This is a genomic window from Shewanella sp. SM21 (genome assembly GCF_025654335.1).
GTDB lineage: Bacteria > Pseudomonadota > Gammaproteobacteria > Enterobacterales > Shewanellaceae > Shewanella > Shewanella oncorhynchi.
This window is the reverse complement of the sequence record NZ_JAKKRL010000002.1, coordinates 149827-170609: the sequence shown is the minus strand read 5'-3', so window position 1 is coordinate 170609 and position 20783 is coordinate 149827. Positions and strand designations below refer to the sequence as shown.

The 20783-nt window shown below is 45.4% G+C and carries 20 protein-coding genes; 18 read left to right on the top strand and 2 right to left on the bottom strand.

Translation table 11 applies throughout. The features are described 5' to 3' along the window. Positions 1-94: 94 nt before the first annotated feature. Positions 95-1141: a LacI family DNA-binding transcriptional regulator gene (locus tag L5L94_RS02860; protein WP_263161049.1), complete on the bottom strand. Its 1047-nt coding sequence runs from the start codon at positions 1139-1141 to the stop codon at positions 95-97. A gap of 104 nt (positions 1142-1245) precedes the next feature. Next, positions 1246-1974 carry a DUF3334 family protein gene (locus tag L5L94_RS02855; RefSeq protein ID WP_028760052.1) on the bottom strand — a complete coding sequence of 243 codons (729 nt, stop codon included), beginning with the start codon at positions 1972-1974 and terminating at the stop codon, positions 1246-1248. Positions 1975-2331: 357 nt separating this feature from the next. On the opposite strand from L5L94_RS02855, the gene L5L94_RS02850 reads away from it, so the two are divergent. From L5L94_RS02850 to L5L94_RS02765, 18 genes are all read left to right on the top strand, one after another. Next, positions 2332-3969 (top strand): methyl-accepting chemotaxis protein, encoded by a 1638-nt coding sequence (locus L5L94_RS02850; protein ID WP_263161047.1) that lies wholly within the window; start codon positions 2332-2334, stop codon positions 3967-3969. 208 nt (positions 3970-4177) lie between these two features. Continuing rightward, positions 4178-4573: an ACT domain-containing protein gene (locus L5L94_RS02845; RefSeq protein ID WP_198573284.1), complete on the top strand. Its 396-nt coding sequence runs from the start codon at positions 4178-4180 to the stop codon at positions 4571-4573. A 28-nt stretch (positions 4574-4601) separates the two neighbouring features. Next, positions 4602-4859 carry an HPr family phosphocarrier protein gene (locus tag L5L94_RS02840; RefSeq protein WP_028760055.1) on the top strand — a complete coding sequence of 86 codons (258 nt, stop codon included), beginning with the start codon at positions 4602-4604 and terminating at the stop codon, positions 4857-4859. A gap of 178 nt (positions 4860-5037) precedes the next feature. Beyond that, positions 5038-6741, top strand: a complete 1704-nt coding sequence (gene ptsP, locus L5L94_RS02835) for a phosphoenolpyruvate--protein phosphotransferase (RefSeq protein WP_263161046.1) — start codon at positions 5038-5040, stop codon at positions 6739-6741. A 71-nt stretch (positions 6742-6812) separates the two neighbouring features. Continuing rightward, positions 6813-7322 carry a PTS glucose transporter subunit IIA gene (gene crr / locus L5L94_RS02830; protein WP_263161044.1) on the top strand — a complete coding sequence of 170 codons (510 nt, stop codon included), beginning with the start codon at positions 6813-6815 and terminating at the stop codon, positions 7320-7322. Positions 7323-7768: 446 nt separating this feature from the next. Next, a complete protein-coding gene (locus tag L5L94_RS02825) occupies positions 7769-9637 on the top strand; it encodes a methyl-accepting chemotaxis protein (protein WP_263161042.1) in 1869 nt (622 codons plus the stop codon). 62 nt (positions 9638-9699) lie between these two features. Next, positions 9700-10788 (top strand): porin, encoded by a 1089-nt coding sequence (locus tag L5L94_RS02820; RefSeq protein WP_263161039.1) that lies wholly within the window; start codon positions 9700-9702, stop codon positions 10786-10788. 279 nt (positions 10789-11067) lie between these two features. Beyond that, the gene (locus L5L94_RS02815) at positions 11068-11412 is read left to right on the top strand and encodes an ArsC family reductase (protein WP_263161037.1); all 345 of its coding nucleotides are present in this window, start codon (positions 11068-11070) and stop codon (positions 11410-11412) included. Further along, positions 11412-12551 carry a succinyl-diaminopimelate desuccinylase gene (gene dapE / locus L5L94_RS02810; RefSeq protein WP_263161410.1) on the top strand — a complete coding sequence of 380 codons (1140 nt, stop codon included), beginning with the start codon at positions 11412-11414 and terminating at the stop codon, positions 12549-12551. The genes L5L94_RS02815 and dapE overlap by 1 nt, the downstream gene beginning before the upstream one ends. Further along, the gene (locus tag L5L94_RS02805) at positions 12545-13258 is read left to right on the top strand and encodes a M15 family metallopeptidase (RefSeq protein WP_263138724.1); all 714 of its coding nucleotides are present in this window, start codon (positions 12545-12547) and stop codon (positions 13256-13258) included. Before dapE ends, L5L94_RS02805 begins: the two co-directional genes overlap by 7 nt. A 112-nt stretch (positions 13259-13370) precedes the next feature. Further along, positions 13371-14201, top strand: coding sequence for an alpha/beta fold hydrolase (locus L5L94_RS02800; protein WP_263138723.1), 831 nt, complete (start codon positions 13371-13373; stop codon positions 14199-14201). A 325-nt stretch (positions 14202-14526) separates the two neighbouring features. Further along, positions 14527-15705 (top strand): porin, encoded by a 1179-nt coding sequence (locus L5L94_RS02795; protein ID WP_105252605.1) that lies wholly within the window; start codon positions 14527-14529, stop codon positions 15703-15705. Between the two features lie 10 nt (positions 15706-15715). After that, positions 15716-16153 carry a phosphate ABC transporter substrate-binding protein gene (locus L5L94_RS02790; protein WP_105252606.1) on the top strand — a complete coding sequence of 146 codons (438 nt, stop codon included), beginning with the start codon at positions 15716-15718 and terminating at the stop codon, positions 16151-16153. Positions 16154-16451: 298 nt separating this feature from the next. After that, entirely contained in the window at positions 16452-17069 is a 618-nt protein-coding gene (can, locus tag L5L94_RS02785; protein WP_028760064.1) for a carbonate dehydratase, read from the top strand. Between the two features lie 193 nt (positions 17070-17262). After that, positions 17263-18450 (top strand): 8-amino-3,8-dideoxy-alpha-D-manno-octulosonate transaminase KdnA, encoded by a 1188-nt coding sequence (kdnA, locus tag L5L94_RS02780; protein WP_028760065.1) that lies wholly within the window; start codon positions 17263-17265, stop codon positions 18448-18450. 20 nt (positions 18451-18470) lie between these two features. Then, positions 18471-19541 (top strand): 3-deoxy-alpha-D-manno-octulosonate 8-oxidase KdnB, encoded by a 1071-nt coding sequence (gene kdnB / locus L5L94_RS02775; protein ID WP_028760066.1) that lies wholly within the window; start codon positions 18471-18473, stop codon positions 19539-19541. 97 nt (positions 19542-19638) lie between these two features. Further along, a complete protein-coding gene (gene kdsB, locus L5L94_RS02770; protein WP_012197229.1) occupies positions 19639-20376 on the top strand; it encodes an 8-amino-3,8-dideoxy-manno-octulosonate cytidylyltransferase KdsB in 738 nt (245 codons plus the stop codon). 45 nt (positions 20377-20421) lie between these two features. Beyond that, positions 20422-20679 carry a DUF2897 family protein gene (locus L5L94_RS02765; RefSeq protein WP_263161033.1) on the top strand — a complete coding sequence of 86 codons (258 nt, stop codon included), beginning with the start codon at positions 20422-20424 and terminating at the stop codon, positions 20677-20679. Positions 20680-20783 lie beyond the last annotated feature (104 nt).

The following is a 20783-nucleotide window of genomic DNA, read 5'->3' as shown; positions in this document are numbered from 1 at the left end:
ATTATCGGCGATGTTTCAATAAGTAAATTAAGTGCTTAACGAGTTGCCAACCAATAGTAGCAAGCTGCTATTAAGTCCTAGCAATAACGGCCATCTATAACGGCTTAAGCGGCGTGCTATCTATTCCGCAGGAGCTACGAACCACTAAGGTCGTCGGAATAAGCTGCGCACTCACCTCTTGTCCGCGGATAAGTTTGAGTACACTGTCGACTAATATTTCACCGGCTAATTGGGTGTTCTGCTTAATGGTCGTTAATGGCGGATTGGCAAAACTCGCCACCGGAATATCATCATATCCCACCACTGCAACTTGTTCTGGGACTGAAATGCCCTTCTCTTTCAGCGCACGAATAGCACCAATGGCAATCAGATCGCTAGCAGCAAAAATAGCATCAAACTGTGCGCCTTTGGCCATCAATGCCATAGCCGCATCGTAACCAGCACTTTCAGTGCTAATTGCCGACACTTGCTTAGTGCGATCGACAGCAATATTCGCCATTTGCAGCGCCTTCACATGGCCTAAATATCTGTCCCTAAACTCAGGGCTGTGGCTTGAGGCATCGCCTAAAAAGGCAAAAGCTTTACGACCAAGGGAAATCAAGTGCTCTGTGGCAATCAAGCCGCCTTGATGATTATCACAACCAATGGAAAGTACTGACTTATTGTTATGCTCAGCGCCCCAGATCACAAAGTGAGTATTCTGCGCGAGCAATCGCTCCAACTTTTGCTCGTAGTCCATGTAGTCGCCGTAACCGAGCAGAATAATGCCGTCAGCTTTATTACTGTCTTCATAATCGGCGTGCCAATCGCTAGACAATTGCTGAAAAGAAACCAATAAATCATAACCTTGCTGCGCCGTTGCTCGGGTAATGGAGCCAAGCATAGACAGGAAAAAAGGATTGATTAACGAGTCATCGTTGGTGGGGTCTTCACACAATAACAGCGCTAAGGTATGGCTATTTTGGGTGCGAAGATTGCTGGCATTTTTATCGACCTTATAATTCAGCTCTTTGGCAATGGTTTGAATACGTTGGCGAGTTTCTAAATTGACTAACGGGCTGTTTCTAAGGGCACGGGAAACCGTTGACTGGGATACGCCAGCACGATAAGCAATATCAATCGAGGTCGCTTTCGATGCCATAAAGAGGATATAACCTTAATTATTATTTTGCGTCGATACTAAAACAGTTCCACCCACTTGTATAGACGAATGAGTTAACATCCGTCTTACATTAGAGACTCTGCTTAAATGCCGAGCTGATCGAGCAAATCATCGGCTTCATTATCAATGGCACGAGTCGCAATGGCGGGTTTATCGGCCATCTTAACCCAAGGCGAAACATTCGAATTTGAGTCGTTATTTCCCCCAATCGAACTGTGCTGCTCTAACAGACTATCGGGATCGAATTCTTCATCGTAGACAAATTCATCTAAGCGAATGAATTCGGTTTTGTCCATGGCAAACTCGAGGTAAAAAATATGGTTATTTTCAGTTCTAAACGACACTCTACGGGCAACCGCATCGTCTAAGTTAGCGTCGATTGATATGGTTAGCTCTTTATTAATCGTCAACATTTTTGGCTGGCTTTGGCTGATTGACGTTTGCAATTCTTTTGAAATTTTATTAATAAAATCCCCTAAGATTTGGTTCATCAGTTCGCCCATCACATTACTCACTTCATCTGACGTATGCGAAAACGCGAGCTCAGACTCAGGCATGCCCATGTTCAGCATGTAGCGACGGTAGATTTCAATCGCTGCAGAGGCTGAAAAGTTGATCACAACCAGCCCTGAAAAACCACCGTCGAAAATCGAGAAACAACCGAGATCAGGTTTAAGACGAGTACGCGCAATACTTTGTACCATACCCGCATGGGTAACATTGCTGGCACTGGTGCTAGAAAGGACGTGGGCGACTGAGTGGCATAACTTCAGTAAAATATCATCCGACGTTACGATAGTATTTGTGGTCATAATCGATTCTCAAACTGAATAATGAATTAATCTTGCGCGTAAAAGCGTAAAAAATCAAAATTAAAACAATTGATTAGCCTAATATAGCAAGATGGCAAAATTAACATAATGCTAACTTATTGATATTTAATAGATCAGATAAAACCTTCAACATGAAACGACTTATAAAACGGCCTAACTTAATAAGAACATGCCCCATAATGCAACAGATTAAAGTTCCCTATCACTATTCCCTGCTTTAGATCAAAGAAACTCATATTTTATAACGGCTTTTGCTTAATTTATGTCACAGACGATTCAATTGAGATTGATTCGCAGGTATATTGATGCACAATAATAAGCCCTTAAGGAATCCAAATGATCACATTTTTGCGCCGATTTACCATTTTGCAACGCTTAATGATGATGCTCCTTATGGCCGCGATAGGGACTGTGTGTTTTGCCAGTTTTTCAATTAAAGAGCAGTACAGTAATTTAATTGAGCAGAAATGGCTACAGATAGACGGTCAGCTCGCCAGCATGTTAAGTGTGATAGATGTGCACCGTCAGGATGCGCTCAAAGGTAAGTTTAGCGAATCAGAAGCTAAACAAATCGCCGCGGATTTAATCAATCAAACTCGCTATTCAGGTTCCGGCTACTTCATTGTTATTGATGATAATAATCAAATCCTCGCCCACGGGGATAGCGCAAATCTTATTGGTACCTCAGCATTAACCTTCAAGTTACCTAATGGCACAAATCCCTTAGCCACTATGCTGCCATTAGCGCGTGCTAAATCGAAAACAACCCTCGAATACCCTATCGCCGATCCTATGACCCGCGCGATAGAAGACAAGCTTGCTGAAGCCCGTTACTACCCACAATGGGGTTGGACAGTCATAACAGGCGCTTATCTTAGCGATGTCAAAGCGAGCTTAAAGTCAGTCATTATCGACTATCTGATTATCATGTTTTTGATTTCAGTGCCGATTTTTGCCTTCTTCCTTGTGCTTAACCATTCCATCACCTCACCATTAAATGATGCTATTGATGCCCTTGAAGATATTGCCCAAGGCGAAGGCGACTTAAGTCAGCGCATTAATGCTCAAGGTAAAGATGAGATTGCCCATCTCGCCCGCGCCTTCAACATGTTCGCCCAAAAAATTGGCGACATGGTCGGCCATTTACAACCTTTAGGCCAAGCATTAGATAAAGATGCAAAACAGCTTTTGATTGCAGTTGAAGAGTCCAATCAGAGTGCTGAACATATCCACAGAGAAACTGGCAGCGTCGCCACAGCCGTCAATCAAATGCTGTCGACCACCCACGAAATGGCGAGCAACACCCAGCAAGCGGCCGATGCGGCGAACAGTGTAAAAGAACAAGCGCAGCAAAGCCAAGTCGTGATCGACAACACCGTCAGCAACACAGAAAAACTGGTGGCAGAATTAAAAGCCTCTGAAGTCATCACCCAAAAGCTGGGCGTCGCCTCACAGCAAATCGGTAGCATTCTCGATGTGATCCGCAGCATTGCCGAGCAGACCAACTTGCTCGCCCTCAATGCCGCCATTGAAGCTGCTCGAGCTGGGACCCACGGCCGTGGTTTTGCCGTAGTTGCCGATGAAGTCCGCGCCCTTGCTACTCGCACCCAAGACTCGACCAATGAGATCCAAAAAATCATTAGCGAGATCCAATCCGGTGTTGGCTCAGTGATGAAGAGCAACAATCAAACTCAACTGCAATCCGATGAGCTGCAGGCCCAAGCCCACGAAGCGGGTAAAGCCATGGCGGCGATTCTGCAATTGATTGCCCATATCAGTGACATGAACACACAATTAGCCAGCGCCACCGAAGAGCAATCACTGGTGACCGAAGAAATTAATCGAAATATTTGTAATATTTCGGAATTAACCGAAGTTTCAGTAAAAGCTAACGAAAGTAATAGCCATGCAGCTCAGTCACTGCAAGACATTAGCCAAGACATGTCCCGCACCTTAGGCCAGTTTAAAATCTAACGAAAGTGTATGAGAACGGCATGACTTGTCGATTGGGGCGCCATAGGGCGCCCTTTTCTTTGGGTAAACCTTCTGGTAACGCTTATTAACCGCTAGCTCACCAACAATGAATTTCAACGAAAAAATCCCATTAACCACAAATTCTCTGTCACGCTAACGTTTGATATGCGGTATGCTTTAACCTTAAAAATCCAACCGAGACACTGCCATGCGAATGACCTTAGCCGTTCACCCTGAACAGTACACAATTCATAGCTTTAGCCCGAATGCCGTATTGCCCAGTGAGGTTTTTGCACAGGACATGTATTTCATTGGTAAGACCCAAGAAGGTTTATCTTTAGTCGTTTCCAGTGAAATGGAACTCGACAGCCTAGAGCAAGAACCGGGCTGGTGTTGCTTTGAAGTACTCGGGCCACTGGGATTTTCGATGACAGGCATTTTATCTAAAGTGTCTGGCACCTTAGCGGACGAACAAATCAGTATTTTTGCGATTTCGACCTTTGATACCGATTACATTTTAGTAAAAAATAATCGCCTCAAAAGTGCCATCGCCGCCTTGAAAAAACAGGGCTATCACATCATAGAATCGAAAGACGAAATGTAATACCCCTTTAAATATGAGTTCATCTACTATGTACGAAAAAACAGTCACCATTACCGCCAAACATGGCATTCACACCCGTCCAGCAGCCTTACTGGTTAAAGAAGCCAAAACCTTTGACTGTGATGTCATGGTCGAGTGTAATGGTAAGCAAGCCAGTGCTAAGAGTCTGTTTAAGCTACAAACCTTAGGCTTATATTCTGGCGTCACGGTAAGAGTGTTTGCCGAAGGTGAACAGGCTCAGGCCGCGGTTGAGAAAGTCTCTGAGCTGCTCATTACCCTAAGCTAGGCCTTTTCTTACGCTAAAATGCGTTTATCTGCAGGTTTAACCGACACGCAAAAAACTCGTCTCGACCGTCTTGACATGCTAATGCTTTACATACAAACGCTTTACAAGCTTAGCGTCACTCAACTAGACTCGCTATCGCTAACGGACACTCAGTTCAGTGGTTAATTTAGGAAGGGATATGTCAATAACGGGGATTATAGTGTCATCGGGAATTGCCTTTGGACAGGCACTTCACCTGCTCCACACCGAACATCACCTCGATTATCGCCCTATTCCCCTGTCTAAAATCCCTCAACAACAGGGTAAATTTGCCAAAGCCTTGCAAGAACTACAGGCACAACTGACCCACAGCCAAGCTGCACTCGACAGCGACTCCGAAAATTATCAGTTGATCGAAGCCGACTTATTGTTATTAGAAGACGATGAATTAATCGAGCAAGTGAACGATGCTATTCGCACCTTACAATTGTCGGCAAGTGTGGCGGTTGAACGTATTTTTGCCCATCAGGCCAATGAGTTACAATCCTTAGATGATCCCTATTTAGCCAATAGAGCCCAAGATGTGCGCTGTTTAGGCCAAAGAGTCGTCGCGGCGATAAACGGCCATTTAGCTCAAGGGCTCGAAAAACTCGATAGACCCACTATCTTATTAGCGCAGGATTTGACCCCCGCCGAATTTGCCTTACTGCCGCGGGAAAACCTCTGCGGTATTGTACTGAAAACGGGCGGTTTAACGAGCCATACGGCCATTTTAGCCAGAGCAGCCGGCATTCCAGCCATCTTAAGTTGTCAGTTCGACGCAGACTCTATTCCCAACGGTACGCCCTTAGTGCTCGATGCACTCGCGGGTGAACTTTGTGTCAATCCCAATCCAGACCAACAGGCAAGACTCACAGTCACCTTTCACCATGAACAAGCAAGGCGCGCGGCACTTCAAACTTACAAGGATGTCCCAGCGCAAACCCAAGACGGTCATACCGTGGGACTCATGGCAAACGTGGGTAATCTCAACGACATCACTCATGTCAGCGATGTCGGCGCCGATGGAATAGGTTTGTTTCGCACCGAATTTATGTTGATGAACGTCGCCACCCTGCCCGATGAAAAAGCCCAATACAACTTATATTGCGATGCATTGCACGCCCTAGGCGGTAAAACCTTTACCATCCGCACCTTAGATATCGGTGCAGACAAAGAACTCCCCTGTTTATGCCAAGAAATTGAAGATAATCCTGCCTTGGGTCTTCGCGGCATTCGCTACACCTTGGCGCACCCAGAATTATTTAAAACCCAATTGAGGGCAATTTTGCGTGCCGCTAACCATGGCCCGATCCGTTTGATGTTCCCTATGGTCAATCAAGTCGAAGAATTGGACGAGGTGTTTGCACTTATTGCCCAGTGCCAAGATGCCTTGGAAGAAGAAGAGAAAGGCTATGGCGAACTTAGCTACGGTATCGTTGTCGAAACCCCTGCAGCGGTATTCAACCTCAACGCTATGCTGCCAAGACTTGATTTTGTCAGCATTGGCACCAACGATTTAACCCAATATGCAATGGCAGCCGATAGGACAAACCCGCAGCTTACCCGTGACTATCCGTCCCTTTCGCCTGCCATTTTAGCCTTAATTAACATGACAATAACCCAAGCTAAGGCCGCTAATGTTAAAGTTTCTCTGTGCGGTGAACTCGCCAGTTCACCGCAAATTGCGCCGCTGTTAATCGGCATGGGGTTGGACGAACTCAGTGTTAACTTAAGCTCACTCTTAGAAGTGAAAGCGGCCATTTGCCAAGGCAGCATCACACAATTTTCAGCATTAGCGCACACGGCATTACAACAAGATAGAATTGCAAGCTTACAACAGTGTATAACAAGCTATAAATAGAGACATTTATTCGTTATGCTGCGTTACAGAACAAAAACAATGACAAAAACAAGCAAAAGAGGCTCTAGATTATGGGATTTTTAAGCCGAATAAGGCGCTTGGTATCGGGCCAGACTCAGTTAGCTGGCGGTATCATGGTATATGCCCCCGTTTCCGGGGATATCGTCGCCATTGAAAAAGTCCCCGACGTGGTTTTTGCTGAAAAGATTGTCGGTGATGGCATCGCTATCGCTCCCAAAGGCGAATTCATTCTGGCGCCTATCGACGGCACCATAGGTAAAATTTTTGAGACAAATCATGCATTCAGTATTGAGTCTCCCCAAGGTTTAGAGCTATTTGTTCACTTTGGTGTAGGTACAGTCGAGCTGAGAGGTAAAGGGTTTAAACGTTTAGCCCAGGAAGGTCAAGAAGTGAAAGTCGGCGATCCGATTCTGTCATTCGATATTGATTATCTAAAAGATCAAGTCGACAGCCTACTCACTCCTGTCGTTTTGGCGAACATGGAAGATGTCAAATACCTCGACAAAGCCCAAGGCAGCGTCACTGCAGGCAAAGACGTGATCTTTACGGTACAGCTCTAATCAAGCTTTACTTTAAGTGTTTGAATTAGCAGTTTGAAAATACCCTTGATTGATATAAAAAGGCTGGCTCCCCCAAAGGCGCCAGCCTTTTATTTATCTCCACTTTCCTCGCGAAGAGGCCTGTCTGATAGCTGAAATATTTTCATCACAAAACCGACATAATGTTTCAAACTGATTTAAAACAGAATAAACCAAATATCAACCACCCAGATGTAGGATTGAATGACTATCGAAAGCACGTTAGCAATGTGGCTATTTGCAGGCCGAGTAGACTAAGACAACCAGGCCAACAAAACTTCCTATCCTGTATAGCGAGTGCTGTTCGAGCGTCAGAGTATCGGCTCACATTGGTCACAAAAAGCAAAAAGATCAATGTACCCGCTGGCTCTCGAACGAAATCATGACTATACATCTAAAGGTGCTTTTAATATTACAGAGGAATAACAATGAAGTTCAGTCATAAGATTGTCGCCGCATCCTCTGCGTTACTGTTAGTGACAGTAACGCTTCTAACGACCAAACAATACTACTCGATTCAGAATGAAATGCAGGCACAGGTGGAAGCCAGTGTCACCGAAATCGTCGATGGGGTTAGAAATACGGTTTCATCGGAAATTGAAGCCCGTAAACAATTGGCAGCTTATACGACCAGCCTACTGGAACAAGATCTCACGCCCGCACACATCAGTGCAGTCATCACTCGCCCCATAGTTAAAAATGCATTTATTCTCGTCGGTTTAGGTTATGAAAAAGATGGCACGAATATCAATAATAATCCTAGCTGGGATCCGGGTGCGGGATGGAACCCAAGAGTAAGGCCTTGGTATCTCGATGCAAAACAAGCCGATAAATTAATCATCACGGCTCCCTATGCGGACTCAGCCTCCGGTGAAATTCTCGTCTCAATTGCGACGCCCGTGAAAGATCACGGTACATTCATCGGTGCCATTTTCTATGATGTTAGCTTGGTCGGGTTAGCCAAACTCGTCAATGAGGTCAAACTCTTCAACGCTGGCCATGTGTTTATTGTTTCTGGGGATGGAACGACCATAGCCCACCCAGAGGAAAAACGAAATGGCACTCTTATGGCCGATTATTTACCTAATGTCAAAGTGATGGAAACGCCACAAAAAGTAACCATAGAGGGAAAAAGCTTCACCTTGGATTTCTCACGCGTTGCGGGAGAGGACTGGTATGTTGGTGTTATCTTGGATGAGGAGATTGCCTATGCTGCAGTGACGGACTTACGCAATAGCTCTATTCTCTATTCCGTTCTCGCCTTAATCATCAGTATCACAACCCTACTACTATTGATCACAACCTTAATGCGCCCATTACAAACATTAAACGATGCAATTCAAGATGTTGCTTCTGGCGAAGGTGATTTGACTCAACGCTTAAATACTAAAACAGACACTGAGTTTTCAGCGTTAGCCTTGGGATTCAATACCTTCACGGCAAATCTACAACAGTTGATCATTCAATCTAAATCCATTGGCCAGCTCATCCATAAAAGTTCAGAAATGACATCGCTAGAATTACAGCAATCTACTGATGCCATGAACTCGCAACTGCATGAACTAGAACAACTTGCAACTGCCATGCACGAAATGGCAACCACTTCAACTGACGTAGCCCGTAATGCCCAAGGAGCGGCTTCTGCTGCGAAAGAAGCAGATGAAGCGACAAGTGTAGGTTCTAAAATCGTCAGCGATACAACTGATGCCATTAATGCCCTGTCATCCAAAATCGATATGGCCGTCACTGAAGTCAAAACATTAGAATCTGCAACTGACAACATTGCCACAATATTGAAAGTGATCAATGACATTGCAGATCAAACAAATTTATTAGCCTTAAATGCCGCTATTGAGGCAGCAAGAGCCGGTGATTCTGGTCGTGGTTTTGCTGTGGTAGCAGATGAAGTCAGAACCCTCGCCCAAAGGACTCAACAATCTACAACTCAAATCCGTAACATGATAGAGCAACTTCAAGCAGGAGCAAGGGCTGTTGCAGAGGTAATGAACCAAAGTAAAGATAATGCAGAAGATGCGGTTACACGCGCCCAAGGTGCTAATACCGCATTAAACAAAATTCGTGAAGCAATATTACAGATAAGTGATATGAACCTACAAATTGCCTCTGCAGCGGAAGAACAGAGTTTAGTAGCTGAAGAAATTAACAATAATACTATCAGGATCAAAGATTTATCAGTCCAAGTTTCTGACACTGCAGTTCATGCAAATACAGCCATGCATACGCAAACTCAATACATCAAAGAACAAGATGCAATCCTTAATAAATTCATAGTCTAAGCCAGTGAGCCATGATTTTATCCATGGCTCACCATGACATCTACTAACAACAGGACCTCATCATGAGCAAAATAACGTTGTTCGTCATAGTTAGCATGCTTCAGATCCCACTACAGGCTAATGCCCAAACAACCACAGAAGAGTCGGAACGACTGCAACAACTCGAGCAAAGAGTTAAAGAACTGGAGCAACAAGCCAAAGCGGAGCCTGCCAGTCCCTCATTGCAATCCTCCCTACAAGACAGTCGTTTTATCCTCTACGGTTCACTACGTCCGACCTTAGAATACCAAGACAAAGGTGAGGATGTGTGGGATATCGGCGATGCACTCTCCCGCTTAGGGGTTAAAGCTGAAACCGAGTTCGCCTCTGGTTGGCGTGCCATTGCCCAAGGTGAATGGAAAATCCGTCTCGATGACAATGGCCGATTCGGCGAGGCGAGACTCGCCTTTGCGGGGATCGATTCTCCCTATGGCAAGTTGACTTTTGGGCGCCAAAGGCCGGTGCAGTACACTTTAGTCGCTGAATATGTCGATATCTTTAACAATGCGAATAGCCCCTTTGGTTATAACCAAGAGAGTCCATTTTTTGTTGATAATGCCTTGATCTATGAGCTTAACATTAAGCCAATCACCTTAATGGCTTCAGCCATTTTTGATGGTAACTCAGGTGGCAGTGGTGCCGATGTAATTAATGTCGGCGCAGGATTTAACCAGAGTGGATTTCACGTAGGTATCGCCTACTTACAACAGGATACCTATGTGAACGATATTATGACTGGAGAAGAACAACTGGCCGGGGGCGTCATTTCCTATGAATTTAGCAATGGCATATATGCCGCCGTTGGTTATCAGCATAAAGACTACGAATTTGAAACCGCAGTCAATAGAACCGGTAATACATTTGATAGCGCCATCGCGATTCCAGTTGCGAAAGCTTATAAGCTGAAACTAGGATACTTCAGGTTTGAAGATGGGATAGAAGATACCAGCAGCCAAAATTATGATGGCTACAATCTCACCTTAGAGTGGCAAGCCGCAACAAATGTCCGCATGCATTTAGAATATTTACAACAAAATAATGATCAACGTGAAAACAACACTATCATAGCCTTAGGCATTCGCTATGATTTTGATTTAAATTGGCAACTTTAGTCAACGCCATCCCATTACCGTTAAGCCCGCAGCGCACTCAATGAAGCGTGCTATACGGCATCAGTAAGCAGCAAGATATGACTAAACGCCCTGAGGGCGTTTGGTTACATAAAGTGACAGACATCACCCGATAATCCCAATACGCTTCAAGCACACTGACATTTTATGCTCACGCTACCTCAGTAACACATCCCACTTGTGACATGCGACGCACAATGCCACAATGCCAGCAAAATCAATGCTTGCAAGCCAAGCGTCCATCCACACTGGAGCATCATTTTGACCCTCTACGGTATTAAGAATTGCGATACAGTGCGTAAAGCACGTAAATGGATTGAAAATCATCAACTTCCAGTTCATTTCCATGATTTTAGAGATGACGGCCTACGTCAAGAAGACCTCGAATTCTGGTGTAAAACCTCAGGCTGGGAAACCGTATTCAATAAGCGCAGCACAAACTTTCGTGCCCTCAGTGACGCAGATAAAACCAATATCGATCAAGCCAAAGCCATTCAACTTATGCTGGCGCAACCGACACTGATCAAACGCCCCGTCTTGGTCGTCGGTGAACAAGTGCTGATTGGCTTTGATGAAGCCGCCTATAAAAGAGTATTTTCACTATGATGCCAGCCGACGATTATCCCGTTACAGAACTGACAAAAGCGCTGATCGCCCGCCCTTCGGTGACGCCGCTTGATGAAGGCTGTCAAACCTTAATGGCTGAAAGACTCAGCGCCATCGGCTTTAATATCGAATCTATGGTATTTGAAGACACCACCAATATGTGGGCTCGCCGTGGCAATGAAGGTCCGGTTTTTTGTTTTGCCGGCCACACAGATGTTGTGCCAACGGGTGATGTGAGCCGTTGGCACACGCCGCCGTTTGTGCCCACCATCATTGATGGCTACTTATATGGCCGCGGCGCGGCGGACATGAAAGGTTCATTGGCGGCTATGGTCATTGCCACCGAGCGGTTTGTGGCTAAACATCCCGATCATCATGGCTCTATCGCCTTTTTGATCACCAGCGATGAAGAAGGCCCATTTATTAACGGTACGACGCGAGTCATTGATACCTTAGAAGCGCGCAACGAGAAGATCACTTGGGCATTAGTCGGCGAACCCTCATCAACCCTAAAGCTGGGCGATGTGGTCAAAAATGGTCGCCGCGGCAGTTTAACCGGCAACTTAACCGTGAAAGGCATTCAAGGCCACGTGGCCTATCCACACCTTGCCGATAATCCAATCCACAAAGCCGCGCCTTTCTTAGCCGAGCTAAGTCAAATGCACTGGGATAATGGCAATGAGTTCTTTCCGCCCACCAGCTTCCAAATCGCCAATATTAATGGCGGCACAGGTGCATCGAATGTTATCCCTGGTGCACTGGACGTGATGTTTAACTTCCGTTACTCCACCGAAGTGACCGCCGAAATCTTGATTGAGCGAGTTGAAACTCTACTGAAAGCCTATGAGCTAGATTACGATATCAGCTGGATTTTCAATGGTCTGCCATTTTTAACCGGTGATGGCCCGTTATTAGATGCAACCCGTATCGCGATCCGCCAAGTCACAGGTTATGAAACCGATCCACAAACCACAGGCGGCACGTCAGACGGTCGCTTTATCGCGCCAACGGGTGCCAAAGTGTTAGAGCTTGGCCCTGTCAACGCCACCATTCATAAAGTGAATGAATGCGTTAAAGTGGACGACCTTGAGCAGTTAGCCCTGTGTTATGAAGTCATTTTGGAACAATTACTGTGTTAGCACACCTTAAGATCCGTCCCGAAACCGCAAAGCTTTACGGCTTAAGCTCCCCTGAATTAGTGGATTATTTAAGCCCGTATCACCTTGGTTATCATAGCTTTGGGTTAGAGGAGAACACAGCTATCGCTTTTAAGTCTATGGCGGCAAAAGCTGAAGATGCGGGCATAAAACTCGCTATTTGCTCAGCTCATCGTCCCTTTGAACGGCAACTGGCAATTTGGAATGCCAAGGCTAGCGGTAAACGCGCGGTATTGGATGCCAATGAGTTACCGGTCAATATTCAGGGCTTAAGTGACGATGCCATAGTTGACTTGATTTTGCTCTGGTCGGCGTTGCCCGGCGCTTCACGCCACCATTGGGGTACCGATCTCGATGTGTTCGATGCGGCTCAAATTGATGTTAAAGCCCTGCGCCTTGTTGAAGCTGAATATGTTCAGGGTGGTCCCTGCGCTAAATTGCATGCTTGGCTGGTAGAAAATGCCCATCATTTTGGCTTTTACTTCCCGTTTCAGCAGGGACAAAGTGCGGTGAGCCCAGAACCTTGGCACATCAGCTATTTCCCTATTTCACAATTATTGCTGCCGCAATTTGATCGTGCGGAATTAGCCACACTGTTAGCAAACAGTGATATGTTGCTCAAAGATGCAGTACTCGCCCGATTAGACTGTCTAATAGATGAATATGTGCTGCGTATCGCTCAGCCCTAATCGCGAAATACTCGCCAAGATCAGTCAACAAAGGTTAAGCCTAGCGCTATATCGTCAAAATGGGCGCCAAAATGCTTTTTAACACAATGATATATTTGATTAAGTAGGTTTTATGGATTTTTCTTCACACCGTCAGCAGCTTGTTATTGCCGATCGAAAATTAAGTTACCTTGATGTCGGCTCAGGCCCTGTATTGTTGTTTGGGCACAGTTATTTATGGGATAGCGCTATGTGGGCGCCTCAAATTGCCACCTTAAGCGCCCAATATCGCTGCATAGTGCCTGAACTTTGGGGCCATGGTCAGTCAGATTTACTGCCCAATAACAGCAAAACGCTACTCGATATTGCCGATCAAATGCTTGAGCTAATGGATGCTCTTGAGATAACTCACTTTAGTGTTGTCGGACAATCTGTCGGTGCTATGTGGGGCGCAGAATTGGTACTGAAAGCACCAACAAGAGTTAAAACCCTCGTTATGCTCAACAGTTTTATCGGTTTCGAACCCGAAGTCACCCGTGCGAAATATGATGGCATGCTGGATATGATCAGCGCCGCTAAGGCGATCCCTGCGCCGCTGATCAGTGCAATTTCACCTTTATTCTTCGCCAATGATGCCGAGAATAACACGCCCGAACTGGTTACGGGCTTTGAACAGTCCCTTGCCAGTATCACAGCGGAGCAAATCCCCACGATAGTTAAACTTGGACGAATGATTTTTGGTCGTCGCGATACCATGGAATACGCCGAGCAATTGACGCGGCCCTGCCTCATCATGGCTGGCGTGGAAGATAAGGCCCGCAGCGTATTGGAAAGTTACCTGATGAGTGATGCCATTGACGGCAGCCAACTTGTGCATATTCCTGCTGCAGGACACATATCAACTCTCGAACAAGCGGAATTTATTAACCAACATTTAGCCGATTTTCTGGCTAAATATTATTAATCAATCGCTAAATCTACGCTTCAAGGTGCGAAAACTCGCATCTTGAAGATGAGTATTTCTACTTAGCACATGTTACCAAGATGTGCTTATATCAATATTGCTCACCCATACTTAATTCCTATTTTATGGATAAATACATTAGGCTTTACTTTATTAAAGTCTGTTATTGAGCACGCCTCGTTTCATTAAACTCACCTGTGAAACCTCTATTAACAATTAAAGACGTTGTTTTTGTTCCAAGCGGCTTAAAAAATGTTGCACAAAGGTGAAATCTACTAATTATCAACTACCTTTATACTGTATTCCCTCAACAAGGTATTATGCCATGAGAAAAAGTACAGTTGCCCTCTGCGTATTCAGCACACTTTATATGCCGTCTCTTTATGCCGATGTTCAAATAAATGGATTTGCCTCTATTGTCGCGGGCTCAAGTCTAAGTGACGATAAAAGCTATTATGGTTACGATAAAGAACTCGATTTTAATAATGATTCCAAAGTTGCCTTACAATTTACCGCCGATCTTGGTAGTGGCTTAAGAGCGACTGCACAAGTGCTATCCAGAGGCAGTAACGATTATAGCGCTGAATTCGAATGGGCTTATATCTCCTATGACATCAGCGACAAACTTATGCTTATGGCAGGTCGCCAACGTTTTAATCTCTATAAATACTCCGATTATATTGATGTAGGCTATGCCTATCACTGGATCACTCCGCCCCGCGGAGTTTATTCCCTGCCATTTAATTCAGGTGAAGGTGTAGGCTTAGTTTATGCCGATTTATGGGGCGATACCGAAGTAGGTTTGACCTATAAATACATTACCACTTCAGTTTCTGACTACTCGCCTACAGGTTCATCAACACCTCCTGCGCCCTTCTCCGCCGAGGGCCACATAATGAACTTTAACTTTGTAACCTCAGGGTTTGAGTACGGTTTAAATATTGGCATAGTTACCGATTTCTCCTACGAATTACCCGCACTGCTTGGCTTAGGTAATGCAATTTCTCAAACAGGACTCTTTACTCAGCAAGTAGTTGATGATCTTTTACCGATTAATGACAGCGCGTTACTCATTGGCGCTAACGTTAAATATGATGCTGAAAAATGGTTTATTTTGGCCGAATACACGCGAATTGATGTCGATCCCAGTAGCTTTAATATTCAAGATTCAGCCTTTGTTTCCGGCGGGATCCGCTATCACGATTTCACCTTCCACTTGACCTACGGTATTGATAAAGGTGAGCCCCAATACGATGCCTATGACGCTATGTTACCTGTTTACAATGGTCTGCCACCGGCAAACCAAGCTGCACTCGCACCGCTTGTTTTTGGAACACAAGCAGCGCTTGAAGCACAGCAGGAAGACAGCGCCTACTACATCATAGGCACCCGCTGGGATTTCCATCCTTCTGCCGCACTGAAACTAGAGTACACCAACTACAGTAACGACAAACCGTCCTCCGATGAACAGTTGCTGAGTATGGCAATAGACTTAGTTTTTTAAGGAGTTAAGCATGAAACTATTAATAAGTTCTCGGTTGATGATAAAAACCTTAGTCGCCAGTGCGCTTCTATTTGGCAGTGCCTGTGTTCAAGCCGAAATTGCCGTCGTGGTGCACCCTTCTAATACGTCAGAAATTAGCGCTGCGGATATTTCACGGATCTATTTAGGCAAACTCAAGTCTTTCCCCAGTGGTGGCACTGTCGTCGCACTCGATCAACCTGAAGGCACGCCCGCACGTGATGCCTTTGTTAAACAGATCCTTAATAAAACCGAGAGTCAGTTAAAAGCCTATTGGTCAAAACTGGTCTTTTCAGGCCAAGGTCAACCGCCCAAAGTCGTCGACTCCAGCGCTGAAATGCTCGCATTGATTGCCGCCAATCCCAATATGATCGGATTTGTTGACGTCAGCGAAGTAAACGACAGCGTGAAAGTGATCAGTAAGTTCTAACCCATACTGCATCATCCTTGTCCGCCTTAATCTGTGGCGGACAAGGTTTCCACTCAGCATTAGCGCGATATAAACAACAAACACATTATCAAATGGTGCTTGAACCCTCAGAGAGGGCTTATCCATTTGCAGTACTATTAAGAAAAAATAATCTCGATTTTTCAATATCCTGATTCAAACCTTAATTGGATAGACCAGCAGAGCCAAATTTGCTGGTATACTCTTGCTAAAAATGTGCTGCTTGCATGAATTAGAGCATGAGAAGACATTTTATATGTCAATAAAACAATAGGTTAAAATGAAACTACTCAAACCTTTATTCGACAATAACCGCCGCTGGGCCGGACGTATACGCCAAGAAAATCCTGATTTTTTTGAACAATTAGCGAAACAGCAACATCCTGAATACCTGTGGATTGGCTGCTCAGATAGTCGCGTACCCTCAAACCAAATCATTGATCTTATGCCCGGTGAAGTCTTTGTTCACCGTAATATCGCCAACATGGTGATCCATACCGATCTTAACTGCTTATCTGTACTGCAATACGCCGTCGATGTGCTCAAGGTGAAGCATATTATGGTGGTGGGTCACTACGGCTGTGGTGGTGTGCGCGCGGCCATGGGTCAGCAACGCTTAGGACTCATCGATAACTGGCTCGGGCATTTACGTGATATCTATCGTATTTATCAGGAAGAATTACAACAGATGGACGAAGCCAAACGTTTTGATCGCCTGTGCGAGCTAAACGTGATTGAGCAGGTTGCTAATGTGACCAGTTCAACCATAGTGCAAGAAGCTTGGGATCGCGGCCAAGAAGTGGCGGTACACGGCTGGATTTACGGCATTGATAACGGTTTACTGACAGATTTAGATGTCACGGTTGACCGTGAACATGGTCTAGCCAATCCACGCTAACGGCCTGAATATAGGCTTTTAACCCTTAGCTGAGTGTCATCAATGCTCAGATAAAACCTGCCCCTGTGCAGGTTTTTCTTTTTCCATGACAATTTTCAGCAATAAAACATCGCAAGGGTCTATTACGCCAGTTATAATCCGCCAGTTAATTGCAGGCGACCTATGCGCCACAAATTCTAAGGAGATACCTTCCATGCCCGGTTTTGAATTATTTGGTCCTGAAGAGAAGCAGGAAGTCGCTGACGTTATGGAAAACGGTTTTACCTTCCGTTACAACTTCGACCATATGCGTAATGATCGCTGGAAGACGCGCGATATGGAGCAACTACTGTGCGAGAAGATGAACGTGAAGCATGCTCACCTTTTATCAAGCGGTACTGCTGCGCTGCAAACGGCCATGATGGCTGCAGGCATTGGTGCTGGCGATGAAGTTATCGTGCCACCTTTTACCTTTGTAGCCTCTGTTGAAGCGATTTTTATGGCAGGCGCGATTCCGATTTTTGCCGAAATTGATGAGACATTGTGTTTATCTCCAGAAGGTATCGAAGCCGCGATTACCCCACGCACTAAAGCCATCAACTTAGTGCACATGTGCGGTTCTATGGCGAAGATGGACGAGATCAAAGCCGTCTGTAAAAAACATAACTTACTGATTTTAGAAGATGCTTGCCAAGCCATCGGTGGTAGCTACAAGGGCCAAGCCCTAGGTACTATCGGTGATGTGGGTTGTTACTCATTCGATTCAGTCAAAACCATCACCTGTGGTGAAGGTGGCGCTGTGATCACTAACAACACAGAAATCTACAACAATGCGCACATGTTCTCAGATCACGGCCATGACCATATTGGTAAAGACCGCGGCGCAGAGTCACACCCTATCATTGGCTTGAACTTCCGTATTTCGGAAATGAATGCCGCCTTAGGGTTAGCGCAGTTACGTAAACTCGATACCATTATCGATATTCAACGTAAAAACAAAAAGACCATTAAAGATGCAATGGCCGCTATTCCAGAAGTCACCTTCCGCCAGATCCCAGATCCCGAAGGCGACTCGGCTGGCTTCTTAACCTTTATGTTGCCAACCGAAGCGCGCACGCAAGAAATCAGCAAAAAACTGGCTGAAAACGGCGTTGATGGCTGCTTCTACTGGTATGTAAACAACTGGCATTATTTGAAAAACTGGAAACACATTCAGGAGCTTAAGGCATCTGCTGCGTTGCCAATCACATTAATCGCCGACAGACCTGACTATACTCAAGTTTCTGTGCCTAAATCCGATGCCATTATGAGCCGCACGATTTCTATGCTCATCAAGTTGTCTTGGACCGATGCTCAGATCGCCGAGCGTATCGAAAACATCAAGAAAGCATTTGCCCAATAATTCTACGGGAGTTTGTTGCAATGAGTTTTAAGAATTTTAAAGTAGTTGAAAAAATGATCTTCGGCCGTGGCTCATTCGTCCAATTGGATGAAGTGTTAGCTGCTGAACGTAAAACCGCCGACGACTTCGTGGTGTTTTTAGTCGATGACGTGCATCAAGGCAAAGCCCTTGAGGGCCGCATTCCAGCTAAAGCACAAGACATGATAATTTGGGTTAACGTTGATGAAGAGCCAAGCACAATTCAAATCGATGCCCTGACTGAACAAGTTCAAGCTTTCAATAGCAAACTGCCAGTGAGCGTCGTCGGTTTAGGTGGCGGTTCAACCATGGACGTAGCTAAAGCGGTATCGCTGATGCTGACAAACCCAGGTGGCTCTGCTATGTATCAAGGTTGGGACTTGATCAAGAACCCCGCGGTACACCACATTGGTATCCCAACGATTTCTGGTACGGGTGCAGAAGCGTCACGCACCGCCGTATTATGTGGTCCAGTGCGTAAGCTAGGCCTGAACTCAGATTACACAGTATTCGATCAAATCATCATGGATTCTGAGTTAATCGAAGGCGTGGAAACGGACCAATGGTTCTACACAGGTATGGATTGCTATATCCACTGTGTTGAATCTTTACAAGGTACCTTCTTAAACGAGTTCTCTAAATCCTACGCTGAAAAAGCGATGGATTTATGTCGCCAAGTGTACTTAGACGACCACGTAGAAAAAGACGACAAGCTAATGATGGCGTCTTTCATGGGCGGCATGAGCATAGCTTATAGCCAAGTGGGTGCCTGTCATGCGGTTTCTTACGGTCTGTCCTATATCCTGGGTTACCACCACGGTATCGGCAACTGTATCGCCTTTGATGTGTTAGAAGAATTCTATCCAGAAGGCGTTGAAGAGTTCCGTCTGATGATGAAGAAACATAACATCACGCTGCCGAAGAACATCTGTAAAGATCTGCCAGACGAAACGATAGCGAAAATGGTTGCCGTGACTAAGAGCATGGGTCCACTATGGGCTAACGTTTACGGCGCGGGTTGGGAAGAGAAAGTCACAGATGAAATGTTGACTGCCCTGTTCCGTCGTATCTAAGCTCTAACACATATTAAAAGGGCTCAATTGTGAGCCCTTTTGTCTATATGCATTGTATCTCTACACTGTATATCTTTGATAAAATTAGGATAATTTGATGAATGTGACTCTGTTAATCCCGGCTCGTTACGGTTCAAGCCGCTTCCCGGGCAAACCCTTAGCCCCGATTAACGGCAAGCCAATGATCCAACACGTGTATGAACGCGCGTCGTTAGCCAAAGGCCTCACCAATATTTACGTCGCTACCGATGATGATCGCATTAAAGCGGCCGTTGAAGGTTTTGGCGGCAAAGTAGTCATGACCAGCCCAGATGCTGCCTCGGGTACAGATCGTATCAATGATGCAATAAACCAACTGGGACTGAAAGATGACGACTTAGTGATCAACCTACAGGGCGATCAACCTCTAATTGACCCAACCTCTATCGAGCAAGTCATCAGCCTCTTCGAGCGTCACCCTGGGGAGTTTGAAATGGCCACCTTAGGCTTTGAAATCGTCAATAAAGCCGAGCTTGACGATCCTATGCATGTGAAGATGGTGTTCGATAACAACAACTACGCCTTGTATTTCTCTCGTTCGCGTATTCCTTTTGGCCGCGATACTCAAGATTACCCCGTTTATAAGCACTTAGGTGTGTATGCTTATACACGCAAATTCGTACAGGCCTTCGCCGCCCTACCATTAGGTCGCCTAGAAGATCTGGAAAAACTCGAGCAATTACGTGCATTAGAGTACGGCCATAAAATCAAAATCGCCATTAGCGCCTTTGATTCTATTGAAGTGGATACGCCAGAGGACATTCGTAAATGTGAGCAACGTTTAGCGGTTGATTAATCGCCCGTTAGGTGTGCGCGAGTCAATTCGAAACAGGAGCTGAGTATGTCGACCTTAGAAGTCTGGATCATTATTATTTTGATCGTCGGTGTCATCGCCAGCAATCTTGCTGCGTTGAAGTACAGTGCTAAGTTCAAACTGCCGCAGTTCGGTCAACATGGTAAAGATAAGCAGATAAAGCCAGGTACTACGAAGGCTTCGGCAGCAGACAATGACGCCGATGCGGCTTCAAACAAGCCAGGTTCTGCGGACTCCGAACCCAATAAAGCAGATCACAGCAAAACTGAACCACCTAGGGGCTAAGCTCAATGGCGGCTTTTAAAGAGTGAGTCTAAAGATGGCTCTTAAACATGCCTTTTAAAGACTGTGCTATAAACACTGAGCAATGACGTTCGCAAACATAGAAA

Bases quoted from the DNA above. Each gene is read 5' to 3' on its own strand.
- L5L94_RS02860 (WP_263161049.1), bottom strand. From the start codon at position 1,141: ATGGCATCGAAAGCGACCTCGATTGATATTGCTTATCGTGCTGGCGTA.
- L5L94_RS02855 (WP_028760052.1), bottom strand. From the start codon at position 1,974: ATGACCACAAATACTATCGTAACGTCGGATGATATTTTACTGAAGTTA.
- L5L94_RS02850 (WP_263161047.1), top strand. From the start codon at position 2,332: ATGATCACATTTTTGCGCCGATTTACCATTTTGCAACGCTTAATGATG.
- L5L94_RS02845 (WP_198573284.1), top strand. From the start codon at position 4,178: ATGCGAATGACCTTAGCCGTTCACCCTGAACAGTACACAATTCATAGC.
- L5L94_RS02840 (WP_028760055.1), top strand. From the start codon at position 4,602: ATGTACGAAAAAACAGTCACCATTACCGCCAAACATGGCATTCACACC.
- ptsP (WP_263161046.1), top strand. From the start codon at position 5,038: ATGTCAATAACGGGGATTATAGTGTCATCGGGAATTGCCTTTGGACAG.
- crr (WP_263161044.1), top strand. From the start codon at position 6,813: ATGGGATTTTTAAGCCGAATAAGGCGCTTGGTATCGGGCCAGACTCAG.
- L5L94_RS02825 (WP_263161042.1), top strand. From the start codon at position 7,769: ATGAAGTTCAGTCATAAGATTGTCGCCGCATCCTCTGCGTTACTGTTA.
- L5L94_RS02820 (WP_263161039.1), top strand. From the start codon at position 9,700: ATGAGCAAAATAACGTTGTTCGTCATAGTTAGCATGCTTCAGATCCCA.
- dapE (WP_263161410.1), top strand. From the start codon at position 11,412: ATGCCAGCCGACGATTATCCCGTTACAGAACTGACAAAAGCGCTGATC.
- L5L94_RS02800 (WP_263138723.1), top strand. From the start codon at position 13,371: ATGGATTTTTCTTCACACCGTCAGCAGCTTGTTATTGCCGATCGAAAA.
- L5L94_RS02795 (WP_105252605.1), top strand. From the start codon at position 14,527: ATGAGAAAAAGTACAGTTGCCCTCTGCGTATTCAGCACACTTTATATG.
- L5L94_RS02790 (WP_105252606.1), top strand. From the start codon at position 15,716: ATGAAACTATTAATAAGTTCTCGGTTGATGATAAAAACCTTAGTCGCC.
- can (WP_028760064.1), top strand. From the start codon at position 16,452: ATGAAACTACTCAAACCTTTATTCGACAATAACCGCCGCTGGGCCGGA.
- kdnA (WP_028760065.1), top strand. From the start codon at position 17,263: ATGCCCGGTTTTGAATTATTTGGTCCTGAAGAGAAGCAGGAAGTCGCT.
- kdnB (WP_028760066.1), top strand. From the start codon at position 18,471: ATGAGTTTTAAGAATTTTAAAGTAGTTGAAAAAATGATCTTCGGCCGT.
- kdsB (WP_012197229.1), top strand. From the start codon at position 19,639: ATGAATGTGACTCTGTTAATCCCGGCTCGTTACGGTTCAAGCCGCTTC.
- L5L94_RS02765 (WP_263161033.1), top strand. From the start codon at position 20,422: ATGTCGACCTTAGAAGTCTGGATCATTATTATTTTGATCGTCGGTGTC.